At 42.8% G+C, this 17590-nt stretch carries 17 protein-coding genes; all 17 read right to left on the bottom strand.

What is annotated here, in order from left to right; translation table 11 throughout:
- Positions 1 to 8: 8 nt before the first annotated feature.
- Positions 9 to 767 carry a phosphate ABC transporter ATP-binding protein PstB gene (pstB, locus tag O3627_RS08185; RefSeq protein ID WP_009660526.1) on the bottom strand — a complete coding sequence of 253 codons (759 nt, stop codon included), beginning with the start codon at positions 765 to 767 and terminating at the stop codon, positions 9 to 11.
- Positions 768 to 842: 75 nt separating this feature from the next.
- Complete coding sequence (pstB, locus tag O3627_RS08180) at positions 843 to 1646, bottom strand: phosphate ABC transporter ATP-binding protein PstB (RefSeq protein WP_002895769.1); 804 nt, start codon at positions 1644 to 1646, stop codon at positions 843 to 845.
- A gap of 10 nt (positions 1647 to 1656) precedes the next feature.
- The gene (gene pstA / locus O3627_RS08175) at positions 1657 to 2541 is read right to left on the bottom strand and encodes a phosphate ABC transporter permease PstA (RefSeq protein ID WP_002895770.1); all 885 of its coding nucleotides are present in this window, start codon (positions 2539 to 2541) and stop codon (positions 1657 to 1659) included.
- Complete coding sequence (pstC, locus tag O3627_RS08170; RefSeq protein ID WP_002895771.1) at positions 2531 to 3448, bottom strand: phosphate ABC transporter permease subunit PstC; 918 nt, start codon at positions 3446 to 3448, stop codon at positions 2531 to 2533. The genes pstA and pstC overlap by 11 nt, the downstream gene beginning before the upstream one ends.
- Positions 3445 to 4326 carry a phosphate ABC transporter substrate-binding protein PstS family protein gene (locus tag O3627_RS08165; RefSeq protein WP_125383251.1) on the bottom strand — a complete coding sequence of 294 codons (882 nt, stop codon included), beginning with the start codon at positions 4324 to 4326 and terminating at the stop codon, positions 3445 to 3447. Before O3627_RS08165 ends, pstC begins: the two co-directional genes overlap by 4 nt.
- A gap of 131 nt (positions 4327 to 4457) precedes the next feature.
- On the bottom strand, positions 4458 to 5762 hold the full coding sequence (locus O3627_RS08160) for an RsmF rRNA methyltransferase first C-terminal domain-containing protein (RefSeq protein WP_125383253.1): 1305 nt from the start codon (positions 5760 to 5762) through the stop codon (positions 4458 to 4460).
- On the bottom strand, positions 5763 to 6533 hold the full coding sequence (locus O3627_RS08155) for an inositol monophosphatase family protein (RefSeq protein WP_185756173.1): 771 nt from the start codon (positions 6531 to 6533) through the stop codon (positions 5763 to 5765).
- Entirely contained in the window at positions 6523 to 6801 is a 279-nt protein-coding gene (locus tag O3627_RS08150) for a UPF0223 family protein (RefSeq protein ID WP_125383257.1), read from the bottom strand. The genes O3627_RS08155 and O3627_RS08150 overlap by 11 nt, the downstream gene beginning before the upstream one ends.
- A 2-nt stretch (positions 6802 to 6803) precedes the next feature.
- The gene (locus O3627_RS08145; RefSeq protein WP_002906786.1) at positions 6804 to 7205 is read right to left on the bottom strand and encodes a Spx/MgsR family RNA polymerase-binding regulatory protein; all 402 of its coding nucleotides are present in this window, start codon (positions 7203 to 7205) and stop codon (positions 6804 to 6806) included.
- 111 nt (positions 7206 to 7316) lie between these two features.
- Positions 7317 to 8246: a bifunctional riboflavin kinase/FAD synthetase gene (locus O3627_RS08140; protein WP_312022703.1), complete on the bottom strand. Its 930-nt coding sequence runs from the start codon at positions 8244 to 8246 to the stop codon at positions 7317 to 7319.
- A 249-nt stretch (positions 8247 to 8495) separates the two neighbouring features.
- Positions 8496 to 9374 (bottom strand): tRNA pseudouridine(55) synthase TruB, encoded by an 879-nt coding sequence (gene truB, locus O3627_RS08135; protein ID WP_125383261.1) that lies wholly within the window; start codon positions 9372 to 9374, stop codon positions 8496 to 8498.
- A 3-nt stretch (positions 9375 to 9377) separates the two neighbouring features.
- A complete protein-coding gene (locus O3627_RS08130; RefSeq protein ID WP_125383263.1) occupies positions 9378 to 10181 on the bottom strand; it encodes an alpha/beta fold hydrolase in 804 nt (267 codons plus the stop codon).
- 30 nt (positions 10182 to 10211) lie between these two features.
- Positions 10212 to 10655, bottom strand: coding sequence for a GNAT family N-acetyltransferase (locus tag O3627_RS08125; protein ID WP_011836809.1), 444 nt, complete (start codon positions 10653 to 10655; stop codon positions 10212 to 10214).
- 9 nt (positions 10656 to 10664) lie between these two features.
- Entirely contained in the window at positions 10665 to 11936 is a 1272-nt protein-coding gene (locus O3627_RS08120; RefSeq protein WP_125383265.1) for a DUF2130 domain-containing protein, read from the bottom strand.
- Between the two features lie 13 nt (positions 11937 to 11949).
- Positions 11950 to 13896, bottom strand: a complete 1947-nt coding sequence (locus tag O3627_RS08115) for a P-loop NTPase fold protein (RefSeq protein WP_371621339.1) — start codon at positions 13894 to 13896, stop codon at positions 11950 to 11952.
- Positions 13897 to 14078: 182 nt separating this feature from the next.
- Positions 14079 to 15824, bottom strand: coding sequence for an ABC transporter ATP-binding protein (locus O3627_RS08110; RefSeq protein ID WP_125383363.1), 1746 nt, complete (start codon positions 15822 to 15824; stop codon positions 14079 to 14081).
- Entirely contained in the window at positions 15817 to 17583 is a 1767-nt protein-coding gene (locus O3627_RS08105) for an ABC transporter ATP-binding protein (RefSeq protein ID WP_125383361.1), read from the bottom strand. The genes O3627_RS08110 and O3627_RS08105 overlap by 8 nt, the downstream gene beginning before the upstream one ends.
- Positions 17584 to 17590 lie beyond the last annotated feature (7 nt).

The following is a 17590-nucleotide window of genomic DNA, read 5'->3' as shown; positions in this document are numbered from 1 at the left end:
CCTTTCTGTTATCCGAATTTACCAGTAATGTAGTCTTCGGTCTCTTTGTGGGCTGGATTAAGGAACATCTTCTTGGTTTCATTAAATTCAATCAAGTCTCCACCAAGGAAGAAGCCGGTCTTTTCAGAAATCCGAGATGCCTGCTGCATGGAGCGAGTGACCAAAAGCATGGTATATTTGTCTTTCAGACTGTAGAGAGTTTCCTCGATTTTCCCAGCTGAGATTGGATCCAAGGCTGATGTCGGCTCGTCCAAGAGAATGATCTTAGGACTAGTAGCTAGCACGCGAGCCACACAAACCCGTTGCTGCTGACCACCGGAAAGACCGATAGCGGAATCATGCAGACGGTCCTTGACCTCGTCCCAGATAGAAGCACCAATAAGGGAGCGCTCTACTGCTTCGTCCAAAACTGCCTTGTCCTTGACACCATTAATCCGAAGTCCATAAACTACATTTTCATAGATGGTCATAGGGAAAGGATTGGGCTGCTGGAAGACCATTCCGATTTCCTTGCGAAGCTCTACCGTATCTGTCCTCGGACCATAGATATTGTGACTGTTATAAATGACCGTTCCTGTAGTCGTTACTTCTGGATTCAGGTCGCCCATTCGGTTGATGGCCTTAAGCAAGGTTGACTTACCTGAGCCTGACGGTCCAATCAAAGCCGTAATCTCATTTGGCATGAAATCAAGTGAAACGCTATTAAGGGCTTTCTTTTTATTATAATAAACCGACAAGTCCTTGACTTGCAAAATAGGTTCTGTCATACATTTTTCCTTCATTTTATTTTACATTCAACCAAAGACTAAGCTTGTTGAATCGTGATGAATACGGACGGCAGCTTAACCAAAGTGGCCTGAAACATAGTCATTAGTGGACTGAAGTTTGGCATTTTGGAAAATATTAGCCGTCTTATCGTACTCAATCAAGTCGCCCAGATAGAAGAATCCAGTGTAGTCACTAGCACGGGCAGCCTGCTGCATATTGTGGGTCACAATGATAATGGTATAGTTATTCTTAAGTTCAAACATGGTTTCTTCCAGCTGCATGGTCGCAATCGGATCCAAGGCTGACGCTGGCTCATCCATGAGCAGAATGTTTGGTTTGACTGAGATAGCACGGGCAATGCAGAGCCGCTGCTGCTGACCGCCAGAGAGGGTCAGGGCTGATTTGTGCAAGTCATCTTTGACTTGATCCCAAAGAGCTGCTTGCTTAAGCGAAGTCTCCACAATTTCATCTAGAACCTTTCTATCTCTGACACCAGCCCGTTCATGGGCAAAGGTGATATTTCGATAGATGGACTTGGCAAAAGGATTTGGCCGTTGGAAAACCATGCCGATATGCTTACGCATTTCATAAACATTGATTTCAGGGCGGTTGACATCAATCCCCTCATAGAGAATCTCTCCAGTCACATTGGCAATATCAATGGTATCGTTCATGCGGTTGAGGCTGCGAAGATAGGTTGATTTACCTGATCCAGAGGGGCCAATCAAAGCAGTGATTTTGTTTTTTTCAAACTGCATATCAATGCCCTTGATGGATTCCTTTTTACCGTAGTAAACATGCAAATCCTTGGTCGACAGGGCTACCTTTTCTTCAGGAAAAGTAATGATATGTTTTTCATTCCAATTATATTCTGTCATTTCTTCTCCTTTAAGCAGAGGTTAATTTCTTATGCAGATAGCTGCCCAGTTTGCGGGCTCCCAGATTGAAAATCAAAATGAAGATCAGGAGAACTGCTGCTGAACCAGCAGAAACAGCTGTTCCATCAGGAATTGTTCCCTCACTATTGACCTTCCAGATATGGACGGCCAAGGTCTCAGCCTGACGGAAGATAGAGATAGGGCTGGTAACGCTGAAAATATTCCAGTTGGACCAGTCAAGAGCCGGAGCTGACTGACCTGCTGTATAAATCAAGGCTGCTGCCTCACCAAAGATACGACCGGAAGCTAGTACAATCCCTGTCACAATACTAGGCAAAGCTTCCGGGATGACCACATGCAGGACCGTTTCCCATCGGGAAATTCCCAAGGCCAAACCAGCTTCACGCTGGGTATGATGGACATGGCGCAGACTGTCTTCGACGTTCCGCGTCATCTGAGGCAGATTAAAGACTGTCAGAGCCAAGGCACCAGAAATGATTGAGAAGCCATACTCAAACTGGACAACAAAGATCAAATAACCAAAGAGCCCAACTACTACCGAAGGCAGTGAAGACAGAATTTCAATACAGGTACGGACAAAGTTGGTCACTGGACCTTTCTTAGCATACTCTGACAGATAAACCCCAGCCCCCATAGAAAGAGGCACAGAGATAATCAAAGTAATCACCAGCAGGAAGAAGGAATTGTATAGCTGAATCCCAATACCACCGCCAGCTTGGTAAGAAGAGGATTTCCCTGTCAAGAAAGACCAGGAAACATGCGGCAATCCTCTAACTAAGATATAGAGGATGAGAGAGGCAAGGATGGCAACAATGATACTCGCTATTGTGTAGAGAACACCAGTCGCCAATTTATCTAATTTCTTAGCGTGCATAGTTTTTCTTACCTCTTTCTTTTGTAATTAGTTTAATCACACTGTTAAAGGCTAAGCTCATCATCAAGAGCACCAGAGCCAGAGACCAGAGAACGTTATTATCCACTGTTCCCATAACGGTATTTCCGATTCCCATGGTTAAGACAGAGGTCAGTGTAGCTGCTGGTGTTGTCAAGGAGGTTGGAATCACCGCAGAGTTCCCAACGACCATCTGAATAGCCAAGGCTTCACCGAAGGCACGCGCCATTCCAAAGACCACAGCTGTAAAAATACCTGAGCGAGCAGCCTTGAGTGTTACCCGCCAAATAGTCTGCCAGCGCGTTGCGCCCATAGCCAGACTTGCTTCACGGTAGTGACGTGGCACAGCCCTCAGACTGTCCGTCGTCATAAAGGTTACTGTCGGCAAAATCATGACAAAGAGCACAAAAATACCAGATAAAATCCCAAAACCCGTACCGCCAAAGACTGTACGGACAAAAGGTACTACGATTTGCAGACCGATAAATCCATAAACAACAGACGGAATACCAACTAAAAGTTCAATCGCCGGTTGCAGTATCTTCGCTCCTTTTGGAGAAACCTCTGTCATAAAGACAGCTGCACCAATCGCAAAGGGAGTTGCTATCAGGGCTGACAGAATGGTAACGATAAAGGAGCCTAAAATCATTGGCAGGGCACCAAATTCCTTACCAGAAGGATTCCAGACACCACCAAAAAGAAAATCAAAAACATTAACGCCGTTGACAAAGAAAGTAGATAGACCTTTCTGAGCAACGAAGATTAGAATCATAGCCACAATCACCACAATCAGCGACAGACAGGCAAAAGTCAGATAGCGGCCAAACTTCTCCAAGCGAGAATTCTTAGAAGGCGATAACAACTTTTTGGTTAATTCCTCATTTTTCATTTTGAATCTCCTTCTATTGCTGTGACATTCCCATCAGCATCCTTGCTGACTTTCATATCGTTGATTGAGATATAGCCCATGCTAGTAACAACGCCTTTTTGAACATCGTCTGACAGCATGTATTCCAGAAACTCAGCAGCCAGACCAGTCGGCTTGCCTAGTGTATACATATGCTCATAAGACCAGAGCGACCAGTTATTGGTAGCAACATTTTCTGCTGTTGGCTCGTAGTTATTGAGTTTCAAGGTTTTTACAGACTCGTCAACATAGGCAAAGGCCAGGTAAGAAATCGCACCAGGAGTTTGCGAAACGATATTTTTCACCATACCGTTGGAATCCTGCTCTTGACTCTGCACAGCTGATTTCCCATCCATGATGACACTGTCAAAGGTTGCTCGGGAACCAGAGCTAGCCGCACGATTGATAATTGAAATTTCCAAGTCTTTACCACCCAGCTCTTTCCAGTTGGTTATTTCACCAGTGAAAATTTTCTGCAGCTGCTCGGACGTCAGATTATCCACGTTCACTTCTTTATTAACAATCACAGCAATACCGGCCACAGCGACCTTATGGTCCACCAAGTCAGATGCTTTGATCCCTTCCTTCTCTTCAGCAAAAACATCAGAGTTCCCAATTTCAACAGCTCCTGACTGCACTTGAGACAGACCTGTGCCAGATCCCCCCCCCTGAACATTAACCGTTTTACCGATGTTGTTAGATCCAAAGTCATCAGCTGCTGCTTCAACTAAAGGCTGCAGGGCAGTTGACCCTACTGCTGTCATAGATTCACCACGGTCAATCCAAGATGAGCAAGCTGATAAGGTGAGTCCTAAGCCCAGAGCTGTCAGCGCTAAAGCAAATTTTTTCAATTTGTTCAAAAAATTTCTCCTTTAATAAAATCAAGAGGATGGGAAGTATCTTTAGTATTTCTTACTTAGCAGAAAAAAGCTTTTTTTCAATACATTCACATCTTCAACTATATCATATAATACCAGCTTTTCCTAATATTTTATCTAAATCTCAGGCCTTTTGGAAAATAATTTTTCAGGGTTTTTCCAGTGACTTTTGCAAAGCCCAGACCGTTCCCGCCAAGGACCAGCTGGTACCAGCCGTTTGGCTGTGGTTCTGCCAGTTCAATCGTCTCGCCTGCTGCATATTTCTTGAAGTCCTGATTATTGATTTCAACTCGATTCAGAACTTCGCTGGGCTTCATAGCCAAGCCTAGGGCAAAGCTAGGCTCAAAGCGATTCTTCTTAAACGTTCCTAGATGCAAACCGTTACGGGCAATCTTTAGCTTGGACAGGTCTGGCAGTCCAGCCGGCAACAAATAAAGATTGTCCCCAAAGGTCTGCAGCTCTCCAGTCAAGACTGTTTTTAAATGCTTGCTCTCAAAGTCCTGCCATAGCTTTCTTTGCTCGCTCGTCAAACGATTCTTAGCTGATTTAATCTTCTTACTATTATTCTCACCAGTAAAACGAAAGTGGGCTGCAAACTGACCTTCACCTTTGAAGCGATGCGGATACATCCGAGCCGTCTCAGGAAAGCCAATTCCTTCAGTCATCCCGTTTATCTTAGGAATATCAATCAGTTCAAGAGGGAATTCTTCCAGTAACCAAGCAACGATGTCTTCATTTTCTTCAGGAGCCCAAGTACAGGTTGAATAAACTAAGCGACCATCCTTGGCAAGCATACTCATAGCAGCTGTTAGAATCTCTCGCTGGAGCTGGGCGCATTGAACTGGATAATCCGGAGTCCAATACTGGGTAGCATCCGGCTGCTTACGAAACATGCCCTCGCCCGAACAAGGGGCATCCAGCACAATCAAATCAAAATATCCCTCGAAAACCTGAGCCAACCGCTCAGCAGATTCATTGGTAACAAGCACATTTCTGGCACCAAAGCGCTCAATGTTCTCCACTAAGATTTTTGAGCGTTTGCTGTTGATTTCATTGGAGACCAGCAGGCCAGTATTATCTAAAAAAGATAAAAGATGAGTTGACTTGCCCCCTGGTGCTGCCGCCAAATCTAAGACTTTCATCCCCTTAGATGGTGCTGCTATCTGGGCTACCATCTGAGCTGCTGGCTCCTGCGAATAAACCAGACCAGTCACATGCTCAGCAGACTTGCCAGACACCTTGCCATAAAAGCCCCAGTCTGTCTGAGGAATGGCATCTGAGAAATTCTGCTGGCCTTCTTTTAAAGGATTAGTACGAAAGGCTGAAATCGGCTCCTCGTCAAAAGTCGCAAAAAAATCCGCCGCTTCTGCGCCTAAAATCTGCTCATATTTTTCTTTAAAACCTTTAGGAAAGTCCATCTACTGCTTCCCCTTTTCTAAATAAGGCTTCAGAGCCGATAGTTTGCACTTAGGCGCCATCATGACAGGCTGCCGAGTCTGGAAATTTAGCTGACTGCCATCTAAGGTCTGGACGATAAAGCCTAGCTTTTCCGCCATAATCGAAGCCGCCGCATAATCCCAAGGCCAGTTGTAGGAAAAATAAGCCAAGAGACCGCCAGACAGTACTTTGCTAAAGCTAATCCCAGCACTGCCATAAACCCGAACGCCTAAACACTCCCGAGCCAAGTCTGCCAAGCCCCAATCATTGGCTTGCAGCATACCGGCATTAGAAGCCATGAGAAAATCTTGAAAAGGCCGGTCCTCAAAAGCAGGAAGTTTCCAGTCGTTACAATAGACATCAAAGTCTCCGCCACCATGATAGAGCTGGTTTCTGGTCACATCATAGATCAAGCCAAAACGACCAATGCCCTCTTCAAAATAGGCAATCATGACTGCAAAATCAGCCTTCTGAGTGATAAAGTTGGTAGTCCCATCAATTGGATCAATCACCCAGACATTGCCATCAGTAATATCATGTCGGAGTCCATTTTCCTCCGCTAAAATAGCATCCTGCGGATAGCGGGCTAGAATCTTAGCCACCAAATCATCCTGAACCTTCCGGTCCATCTGGGTGACCAAGTCAGTGGCACTGGTCTTTTGACTCACATCCAAATCATCATAGAGATGTTCTCTCAAAAAAGCACCAGCTTGGTAGATGATTTCTTTAGCAAAATGAAATTTATTTTCCAAGAGAAATGCTTCCTTTATCTTTACTTTTTGCCTCTTGAACAGCACGATAAAGCGAATAACCGCTGACGTTTTCAAACTCACGGCCGATTCGCTTCTCTTGACCCTTGCTCGGAACAACTTGCTTGAAAGCCGCATAGGACTTCAAGAGCTTTTCCGCTTGGACTTTCTGTTCATAAGCTGCTTCTACATCATTAAAAAAAGAGAGCACCGAAGCAAGCTCTTCAGTGCTCCACGATAAATCTAGTGGGTAACTATAATTTTTGTTCATCTTTACTGAATATCTGCCCGCATGGTTGCGGATCTTAACTCTTCCTTACGATAACTACGAGGCAGGAAAGCACGAATTTCATCCTCGTTAAAGCCGATTTGCATCCGTTTGCCGTCTAAAATAATTGGGCGTCGCAAAAGACTGGGATTTTCCTCAATCAACTGAATCAAGGTTGAAATGGACAAATCCTCCACATCCAAATCTAATTTCTGAAAAATTTTTGAGCGAGTTGAAATAATGTCGTCTGTACCGTTCTCTGTCAAAGAAAGAATGTGTTGCAATTCGGGAGCTGACAGAGGGCTCGTCATGATATTATGTTCCTGAAAGGGCACTTCATGATTTAGCAGCCAAGCACGCGCCTTACGGCAAGAAGTACAACTCGGCGATAAAAATAATGTAATCATGCGTTTCTCTTCTAATTCTGTATAATAACTACCTCTATTATACTAAATTTTATTTGGCTTGACTATATTTTTTTGAAAATTACTGCCGAATGTCATGAAAATATAAATTTTTCAACTATTTCGATAACCAGTCCAACTTCTAGCGATCCGTTCATCACTCTGCAGTTGAGCAATCAAGCTGTCAATACCATCAAACTTAACCATCTCGCGAATCTTATCCAGCCAGTAAATCCGAATGGTATCGCCATAGATATCCTGAGAAAAATCAAAGATATTGACCTCAAAACGGAGTTCATCACCGTCAAAAGTTACATTTTTCCCAACACTAGCCATACCACGATAGCGCTGACCATTGTGCTCAACATCCGCGACATAGACGCCATCTCCTGGGAGATGGACTCGATCCAAGGGAGCTAGATTGGCTGTTGGATAGCCAATCGTCCGTCCTCTGGCATTGCCATGAACCACGATACCGCGAGTGGACAAAGGATAGCCCAGCAATTCTTGAGTTTTCAGCATATCTCCAGCTGCAATCGTCTCCCGAATCCGAGTGGAAGAAATTTTCCGATTATCCAGATTAACCGACGGAACGATAACAATCTTGCCATTAAAAAAATCTCTCAGCTCATGTGACTCTTTGCGGTCTGAGCCAAAATGATAGTCAAAGCCAGCTACCACAGCCTTGGCGCGCAAACGAGACACGTACTTCTCAAAAAAGTCCCGGGCTGCATTGCCCGCAAAATGGCTAGTAAAATCAATCAGGTAAAGATAGTCAACACCTAGACTTTCCAGCTGCGCCATCCGGTCTTCAGGACTAGCTAGATGCAGCATGAGCTCAGGCTGATAGCGGACAAAGGCTAGCTTAGGCGACTCTGGGAAGGTCATCACTGCGATCTTTAGATCTTGCTCCGATGCAATCTCTCGCGCCTTCTCAAAGAGTGCCTGATGCCCCTTATGCAGCCCATCAAAATAGCCTAGAACAAGGACCGTATCTTCTGTCTGATCAATCCCTTTTTCATCTATAATTCTCTTGGTTATCATCATTCCTCTATTTTACTACGCATTTACTATTTTTACAATATCCGTTCTGCTCGAAACCGCAAAATATTCAAAAAGATTTTTACCATTCAAAGACAGGATGTTTGTCAAAATCTGAAAAAAGCAAAACAAAAGGACAGCAGTTGTGCAGTTGCTGTCCTTTTGTGAGGTTTAATGAAATTATTATAACATGCAAGCGCACATTTCATATTACAAAAGAGTAACAATCTTTTGACAATTCTACTGCGGATATTAAAGGAAGACTTTGCGGGGCTTGTAGGCGGCTTCCCGCTTTTCCAAAATGACTACTAACTTCTCCTTATAAAAGCCAGCTAGCTCAGCTTCTTCTGATATCAAGCTGATAAAACGGCCGTTCCTCACATCCTCAACCTGCTCGTCAGAGAGCTCAACTTTCAGTAGATCTCCGATTCCTAATTCGAGTGGTTGGAGGAAGGAGAAATCATCTACTGCTACTCGCTCTGCTATTTCATCTAGGGTCAAGGCATCTTCTAAGCTCATACCTGCTGAGGAAGTCCGTGTCAGCTGGGACATGTGACTGGCAAAGCCAAGTTTGGCTCCCAAATCAACAGACAGGGTTCGGACATAGGTCCCCTTACTGCACTTGACTCGAAAACGAAAGCGGGCTTGTTCACCTTCATAGGAAATCGGACTGGTACGCTCGAAACTATAGATGGTCACCTGCCGCTCTGGCCGCTCCACTTCTTGACCTGCTCTTGCATACTCATAAAGCTTGCGGCCACTGACCTTGACTGCTGAATACATGGGTGGAATCTGGCGAATCTCACCAGTCATAGCCTCCATCACTTCATCGATAAGGGCTTCTTCTAAAAGCTCTGTCACCGGCGTCCGCTCTAGGAGGTCTCCACTGGCATCCTCTGTCGTTGTTGAGCAGCCTAGCGTAATCTCTCCCTCGTAGACCTTGCCTTCCTCCTGCATAAACTCGACCAAGCGTGTCGCCTTGCCCACAGCAATCGGAAGCACCCCGACCACATCTGGATCCAAGGTGCCCCCATGACCGATTTTCTTTGTTTTTAAAATCTTGCGCAGCTTAAATACTGCATCATGCGAGGTCATGCCCGCTTCTTTTCTTAAGTTGATAATTCCGTTCATTGATTAACTTTCTAAAAATAGTAAAACTCTCTTTTGGAAGTCCTTATGCTGTTCATAAAGTGCATGGCCACAGTCTGGCAAAATAGTTAGTTGACTATCTTTGATGTGATGGTGCAATTCGAGCGAAGCTTCTACACCTAGAACATCATCTTCTTCTGCTCCGATGATTAGCGTAGAACAGTTGGTCTTTCCCAAAACGGCAAAACTATCATGTTTTAAGCAAGATACGGCCTGAATAGCAATTCGCTGTTTATCTTTAATGCGACCAAAGATTCCCATTATTCGATAAAGGTATTTAAACTTTCCAAAGGATTTTGGCGTATAAGAGTGACTTGCAATATCCAACATCAGTTCCTTATAGGCTCCAGTCTGACTCAACTCAAGCCAGCGAGTAATCCGCTCCCTACCAAGATTATTCAGTTTCGCAGTTGTAACTGTCAAAATCAATTTTTCAACTCTTTCTGGGAAATCTGATGCCAACCATTGGGCAATCATACCGCCTTGGGAAATTCCTAGGACAGCTACCGTTTTCAGACCTAAAACATCCATTGCTTCAGCTATATCAGTCGCCATATCTCGCGTTGTATAATTTTCTGGCAATTGATTGATTCGACTAAAAACGTAGACCTGGTAAGCTGTTGCGAAGCTCCTATAAGATAGGGCAAGCATCTGCGCCATTCCCTTTACAGTCGCCAAACCATCCCCTAGACCTGGAATGATGAGCAGCGGCTTCTTCCCTTTTCCAAAGGACACATAGTCCATGCTTTTATCGTTAAAATATAAGGTTTTCCCTTTTGTTGAAGACATTACTTCGTTTCCCTTACTATTTTATCATGTTTATTCATGTTGACTTTTTAAATGCAGTGCAAAGCCGGCAGTCACTTTTTCAAATCCAACCGCCTGATAAAACTGATGTGCAGCATTTCGTTCAGAAGTTAATCCACTATTTAGAGTCAGTGCCTTAACTCCTTCTTTTACCGCTTGTTTTTTCAATTCATCGATTAGCCTACTAGCAATTCCTTGTCGTCTTGCTTCTTTTGCAACTGACAAAGCTAAAATACGATAGTAAGATCCATCTGCTTCAAAAAAGAAGAGCTTTGCATAACCTAAGAAACCTAAAATTTCTCCGTTTCTTTCAGCTAAAAGACAGCCATAATGCGGCTGAGAAAGAATCGTTTCTAAACGTCGAGCCAGCTTAGAAGCGGTCGTTGGATAGCCCAAGTCTTCGTATAAAGACAGTAAGGCTTCAGCATCTTTCATGGTTGCTTTTCGTATCTGCATAGGATCCTCCTAGTCTCCCTTCAAAGCTCCAAACTTAGCTTTCATGGTAGGATTTTTGCGTGTCAGTTTTTTGACAGAGATGTCGTCCAATTTGTTGTTTGCCAAGCGCAGCTGGTTTTCAGAGGTCGTCAGGAACTTCTTGACCTCTTCCATCCGGCGGATAGCCTTGTCAATCTCCTCAATGGCCTTGCCAAAGTTTGTCGAAGCAGACTGATAGTTCTTGGCGAAAGCTACTTTAAAGGCATCCAAATCTTCCTCAAAATGCGTAATATCAATATTCTGCTCCCGCACCAAGGCCAGTTCCTGCTTGTACTGGAGCGAGTTAAGCGCAGCATTACGCAAGAGGGTAATCATGGGTAGGAAGAACTGAGGTCGGATAACATACATCTTCTCATAGGCATAGGATACATCGACAATACCTGAATTGTAAAGCTCGCTATCAGCCTCAAGAAGTGTCACCAGAATAGCATACTCACAGCCTTTCTCCCTCCGATCCTTATCCAGCTCTTTGAAAAAATGCTCATTTTTCTTCTTGGTCGCCGTCTCGTCACCTTCATTTTTCATCTCAAACATGATGGACAGGATTTCCACGCCATTTCCATCCACCTCACGGTAAATGTAGTCGCCCTTGCTGCCGGTTCTGGCATCATTGTCCTTGCCAAACTCAGCTCGTGGAAACATAGCCATACGGTTCTTGTTAAACTCGTACTCGCAGTGCTGTTCCAAACTCTCACCAATCATCTTAGTGGACTGCTTGGCTTTAAAATCCTTGTAGAACTCTATGGTCTCATCTTTCTGCCGCAGCTCTACCTCATAGCGCTCTTTGAGCGAGGTCTGAGCCAGCGCTGCTTCCTTTTCTTGCAAGACTAGCTGGTTCTTAACCTCGTCTCGCTCTTTTTCCAGCGCAGACAAGGTCTTTTGAAGTTGATTTTCATGCTCCAAGCGCAGAGTTGTCAGCTGACTTTCCAATTGCTGAACTTCCTTGTCTTTTTTTTGCAACTGAAGACTAGCTGCCTGCTCCGCCTCTTTCTTTGCCAATTCCTGCTGGGTCTCAAACTGAGCAATCTGACTTTGAAGATTGCTAATTTCCTGTTCTTTCTGCGATAGCAGAGCTTGTTGGGCATTCTGGGATTTTTGCTCTGCCAAAGCTAGTTCCTGCTCAATTCGAGCATGAATTTCCTTGTCAAACTCTGCTGTCCGAACCTGCGACAAAAGCTCACTGTACTGGCTCTCATTGACAGTAAAAACCTCCCCACAGTTGGGGCATTTGATTTCGTTCATGGGGTACCTCACGTTATTCTTTAAACTTGTTAGCTTCCTCAATTAGTTCCAACAACTTATTTTTTTGATCTTCTTCTAATTGATTGATCTTTTTCAAAAATTTATTTTTAAAATCTTCATTGTACGAGATATTATCCAAAACTAACAGTTTTCGTTCGTCGACCCTACTATTTGAGTAAGAAGTGTATCTAGTTACGAGATTATCCATTACAAATTGATAAAAACTTGAATTATCAAACTCAAGTATCAAATTAATTTTATTAGCAACAGCCTTTTGAAGGTCTCCTCTTAGAGTCTTACAAAACAAAAATATCATATACGGATTCTGTACACTGAGAATTTCAAATTCACCATATTCTTTAAACGTTTTATTTACAAGAATATCATGCTCCTCAGATATTCCATCTCTCCTTGGAACAAATCTTGGAAGCAAAGTCAATTTCCCAGATAAATCAAGTTCAGAAATTTTTAAAATATAGTTTTCAAATTGTTGGACTGGCGTCAAATCAAAAATATCATCTAAAATATCTCTAATTTTATAAATTATATTTTCCAGATAATCAAGATTAAAATTTGAAAGACTAAAACCATTAATCTCTGCATTCAATGATATCAAATTAGTTAATAGGGATGAATAATTTTCTTCAGTAATATTTTTAAAATTATGAGCAATCATATCATCATCTAACAATTTATTAATATCTAAATATTCTTTACTTAGAAGATTATAAAATTCCTCTTGTTGGTCATTATCATAAATTTTTCTTAATAGATTAATCTGAGTAGCCTTATCAGATTCAAAAATTGTCTGGACATCAATTTTTGATATACTATTATTCACATTAAAGCCTACTAAATACCTTTCAAAATATTGTTCTTCAGTAAAACTAGAATACCTGAAAACATTTCTTTCTGTATTTTTAAGCGCTTTATTAATTAAATCCGTGATAATCTCAGAATAATTTGTGTTAGTCATTCTATAAAACTTCGATTTATCATGAACAATCTCATTATAAAATTTATGGTGAAATTCATATATGTAACACATTAAAAGTAATTCGCTAAAATTTACTTTTTCTTTTTTATTAGCGTATTCTTTTTCAAAAACTTCTAAAAGATGAATCGAGTCTCTCATATTACGTTGTTCAACAATAAATGCATTCTGAATATCTCCTAACAGAATAATATCTGTTTCAGAGATATCTGCAAAACCACTCATTGATTCAAGTATCTCACGGAAATGATACCACACATTTCGAGATGACATGCTATGTGGCATTATAATAATTTTATCAATGATTTTCTGAATAAAAAGAGACTCCTCACTTTTTCCCTTCAATCTCTCATATTCCCCAATAATAATGATTAAATGATTGTTAAATGCGTTTAAATTAGACAAAACGGCATATATGTCATCTCTGATATTGGAAGGAATACGATCGAAATCATCAACAACTATTATTAATTTCTGCTTTTTAGTTTTAAATTTTTTAGTTACAGAAGATTCATACCATCCTTCTTTTATGGCTTTATCTTGAAAAACAGTTACTATCGATGTTAAGATCAATAGCGGAGCTAATAAATTCCAATTGACCGGATTAGAAAACATCCAATTTATAAAATTGTTTAACAGAAAAAATAGAGCAACCACAATCGGAGCTAGCCAATTTAGAATAATATTAATTCTAGGGTATAGATTAGTAAAGATATAACGATATATCGTTTGTTCACCTGAAAACGCCCAAAAATTTAATCTAATAAATTTATTACTTTCTTTGTTCTTAATTGCATAATTTTCTACTAAATTAATATAGCTAGACTTTCCGACGCCCCAATTACCACTTAAAAGAACTGTACCTGTATAGTCTGAATCAATATATTGTTCATAAAATTCTTTAACATGATTTTCTAAGCCAAACCTATCTTCCTCTATTGAATTAATCTCTCTATTTTTACTCATAATTCCCTCGCTAACGAGCTTTCGCTTCCTCCGATGTCAAACTCTTTCCCACTCGGAAGTTCGGACAAGCTCTTTCCTATTCTTCTACATCATTATAGCACACTTAGCTGGTCTGGCATAGAAACAAAATAGCGGTCCAGCAAGCAAAAACAGCAAGCAAAATAGCTTGCTGTATCAGTTTATTACTCCCCCATCTCAATCCGCCAGCTGGCGGCTGTTTTTCTTTCTTGGATAAATTTGCTGTAGATACCTTGTTTGGCCAGTAAGTATTGGTGTTTGCCTTGCTCGACAATGCGGCCTTGATCCAGCACTAGAATCTGGTCTGCATGCTCAACTGTCTTGAGTCGGTGGGCAATCATGATAATGGTCTTATCACGAGTTAGAGCCTGAATGGCCTGCATGAGGGCTTCTTCGTTCTCTGGATCAACATTGGCTGTTGCTTCATCCAGAATGATAATAGGCGCATCCTTGATAATTGCTCGTGCAATGGAAATGCGCTGACGCTCACCTCCAGAAAGACTGGCACCTCCTTCACCAATCTTGGTATCATAGCCATCAGGCAGCGAGAGAATAAAGTCATGACAGGCAGCTTTCTTGGCAGCCTCTATCACTTCTTCCTGACTGGCCTCCGGCTTGCCAAAACGAATGTTATTGGCAATAGTGTCCTCAAAGAGATAGACGCTTTGGAAGACAAAGCTGAAATTACGAATCAGGCTGTCATAGCTGTAATCTCTAACATCATGTCCGTCCAGACTGATACTTCCTTGATCCACATCCCAGAAGCGGGCAATGAGGTTGCAGAGCGTTGTTTTGCCTGATCCAGAAGGTCCGACCAGAGCAGTTGTTGTTTTTTCGGGAATGGTGAGGGAAAGCCGGTCAATAATTTTCTTATTTCCATAAGAGAAGCTAACATCTCTCAGCTCAATCCGGCTGCTCCTAGGCTCAATATCCTGACCGCTGATGTCCATTGGCTGGATAGCCAAAACTTGATTGACCATATCAACCGACAGATCAACAATGCGCAGGAGAGAAGAGAAAGACCCAACGCCGTCTAGATTTTCATAAATCATAAAACCACTGACAATCATCATAATGGTGACAAGAAGCTCCATACTGCTATTGAGATAAAAGTAGATAGAGAAAAGCCCCATAAAGAGACCAGTCAGCTTGGTCACCATACCTTGGAGGGCAATGTATGGTGAGGTCACGAGTGTCATTTTGGTATCTAGCCGACTCTTGCCTTCAATAGCCTTGGACAGCTTTTTAGCAGAACGGTTGACCAGATTATAGTTCTTAACTTCTGCAATCCCTTGGCTATACTCTAAAACAACGGCTACTAGGTCCATATCCGCCTGATACTTTTCATCAGAAACCTTGCCAACTTGCCAACGCATGAGGGTATTTGGCAGGAGAAAGAGGACGAGCCCCACCAAGAGAACCAGACCAACCCGCCAGTCATAGAGAAAGACTAAAACGGTGATGAGACCAGTCGTCAGAAAGCCCTGCACAGTCATCATAACCACTCGCGTAGCTACATCAGACAGTCCTTCCAGCGTATTGGTCGTAACACTGGTAATCTTGCCTAAGCTATTTTGATTAAAGTAACCCATGGGCAGATAGCGCATGTGCTCGGCAATTTCAATCCGCTTCTGAGCACAGGTATGATAGCCCGCCTCCGTCTGCAGCATGGTGATTTTCAGGGTAATCCAGACGTTTAGCACAGTGGATACCAACATGATACCCAGAGCCAGCCAGAAAGTCTGCATAGAGAGGTTCTTCTCAATCAGTCCCATAACGACTAGGCCGATTGCTGGGATACGCAGAGCGATGATAAAGGACTTGATGATGCCCAGATAAATAGATTGATAAAATTTCCTACGGTCCTCTGGCGTACAGAAATCAAAGAATTTCTTCAGTATATTAAGCATGAGTCAGCCCTCCTTCCATTTCACCACTATCCCTGGTAGCAATATGGGCCTGCCACATGGAAGCATAAAGTGGACTGGCTGCCAGCAATTCTTCATGCCGGCCTCTAGCTTCAATCCGACCATCATTGAGCAAGACTATCTGGTCTGCACTCATAATAGTAGACAGCCTGTGGGCAATGACAATCAAGGTCCGTCCCTCAATCAAACGAGCTAGACTGGACTGGATCCGTGCTTCATTTTCCGGATCTGTATAAGCAGTCGCTTCATCCAAAATAAGAATCGGCGCATCCTTAAGCATGGCACGGGCGATGGCAATCCGCTGACGCTCCCCACCAGATAAATGACCGCCGCCAGATCCTACCTGAGTCTCAAAGCCGTCTTCCAAGTCCATGATAAAGTCATAACAGCCACAGCGACGGGCAATTTCGATGACCTCTTCATCAGAAGCTGCTGGATTTCCCATCCGGATATTTTCCATAATAGTCTCATCAAAGAGATAGTTATCCTGAGTCACGTAAGCAATCTGCCGACTGTAATAGTCTAGCGGAAACTGACGAATGTCCAAGCCACCATAGGTAATCTGACCAGAAGTGACATCCCAGAAAGAAGCTAGAAGCTTGGCAATTGTAGACTTACCTGAGCCTGATGGCCCAACTAAAGCATTGATGCTGCCAGCCTTAATATCTAGCGAAATACCATGTAGTACTTCCTCTTCATCGGTATAGCCAAAGCTGACATCCGTCATAACCAGGTCCCTTCCTTTTGGAAGTTCTCTCAGCTCCTGAGGCCTTTTCAAATCAGACTTTTCCAAAATATCAATGACTTGGCCAAAAATAGTCCCGATTTTCCGTAAATCGTCCATGTAACTAGCCACTAAAATCAGTGGAGTCAGAAGACTGAGCGAAAGAATAATCATTAGAATGAAATTGCCGGCAGTCAAGCTGCTTTGCAGATAGAAATAACAGCCAGCCGGCAGCAGAAAGAGCAAGCCTGATGGCAAAAATGCAGTCACAATGCCCATCTCCAGATTGAACTTGCGCATCCACTCAATAAAGCAGTCTGCTCCTTCTCTAGCAGCTGTCACAAACTTATCGTAAGAGAACTTTTCCTTGCCAAAAACCTTGATAACCTCAATCCCATTGATGTATTCCACCGCTGTATCATTGAGCTTTTTGGTCTTGACCAGAGTATTTTGATAGTCTGCTTCGCTATTGACAGCCATCCGAACATAGGCCAATACCACAATAGGAATAGTCAGGAGAGACAGCAAGGTCATCCGCCAATCGATGACTAGCATGGCAATGAGGACAATAATCGGACCAAAAATCCCAGCGGTAAACTCTGGAATCAGGTGAGCCAAGGTCGTTTCGGTCGCATCCACCCGCTCGACAATGATGTTTTTATAACTGCCTGATGACTGACTAAGCACTGTACCTAGAGGCAGCCTAGCTAGCTTGTTTGTCAGGCGGCGCCGCATTTCCGCTAAAATCTTAAAAGTAGCCGTATGCGACAGCATGGTAGAAATACCGTGGAATCCCCAGTAGCCAATCCAGGCCAGACCCACCCATGCTGATTGCTGCAGGTAGAAATCCCAGTTTTTATTGCCAGCCAAGAGCTGATTAATCATTCCACCAATAAAGAAATAAGGCAGAAATCCTGAAATCACAGAGGCAAAGGCAAAGATCAGACTGAGCACAAAATATATCTTATGAAGGGAAACAAAGTCCCAGATCCAAGTAAGGACAGATTTTTTCTTCATAGAATTT

Source organism: Streptococcus sp. 27098_8_82, assembly GCF_041431615.1.
GTDB classification, from domain to species: Bacteria; Bacillota; Bacilli; order Lactobacillales; family Streptococcaceae; genus Streptococcus; species Streptococcus sanguinis_K.
This window is presented reverse-complemented; position numbering and strand designations above follow the sequence as displayed.

Bases quoted from the DNA above. Each gene is read 5' to 3' on its own strand.
- pstB (WP_009660526.1), bottom strand. From the start codon at position 767: ATGACAGAACCTATTTTGCAAGTCAAGGACTTGTCGGTTTATTATAAT.
- pstB (WP_002895769.1), bottom strand. From the start codon at position 1,646: ATGACAGAATATAATTGGAATGAAAAACATATCATTACTTTTCCTGAA.
- pstA (WP_002895770.1), bottom strand. From the start codon at position 2,541: ATGCACGCTAAGAAATTAGATAAATTGGCGACTGGTGTTCTCTACACA.
- pstC (WP_002895771.1), bottom strand. From the start codon at position 3,448: ATGAAAAATGAGGAATTAACCAAAAAGTTGTTATCGCCTTCTAAGAAT.
- O3627_RS08160 (WP_125383253.1), bottom strand. From the start codon at position 5,762: ATGGACTTTCCTAAAGGTTTTAAAGAAAAATATGAGCAGATTTTAGGC.
- O3627_RS08150 (WP_125383257.1), bottom strand. From the start codon at position 6,801: ATGAACAAAAATTATAGTTACCCACTAGATTTATCGTGGAGCACTGAA.
- O3627_RS08145 (WP_002906786.1), bottom strand. From the start codon at position 7,205: ATGATTACATTATTTTTATCGCCGAGTTGTACTTCTTGCCGTAAGGCG.
- O3627_RS08140 (WP_312022703.1), bottom strand. From the start codon at position 8,246: ATGATAACCAAGAGAATTATAGATGAAAAAGGGATTGATCAGACAGAA.
- truB (WP_125383261.1), bottom strand. From the start codon at position 9,374: ATGAACGGAATTATCAACTTAAGAAAAGAAGCGGGCATGACCTCGCAT.
- O3627_RS08130 (WP_125383263.1), bottom strand. From the start codon at position 10,181: ATGTCTTCAACAAAAGGGAAAACCTTATATTTTAACGATAAAAGCATG.
- O3627_RS08125 (WP_011836809.1), bottom strand. From the start codon at position 10,655: ATGCAGATACGAAAAGCAACCATGAAAGATGCTGAAGCCTTACTGTCT.
- O3627_RS08120 (WP_125383265.1), bottom strand. From the start codon at position 11,936: ATGAACGAAATCAAATGCCCCAACTGTGGGGAGGTTTTTACTGTCAAT.
- O3627_RS08115 (WP_371621339.1), bottom strand. From the start codon at position 13,896: ATGAGTAAAAATAGAGAGATTAATTCAATAGAGGAAGATAGGTTTGGC.
- O3627_RS08110 (WP_125383363.1), bottom strand. From the start codon at position 15,824: ATGCTTAATATACTGAAGAAATTCTTTGATTTCTGTACGCCAGAGGAC.
- O3627_RS08105 (WP_125383361.1), bottom strand. From the start codon at position 17,583: ATGAAGAAAAAATCTGTCCTTACTTGGATCTGGGACTTTGTTTCCCTT.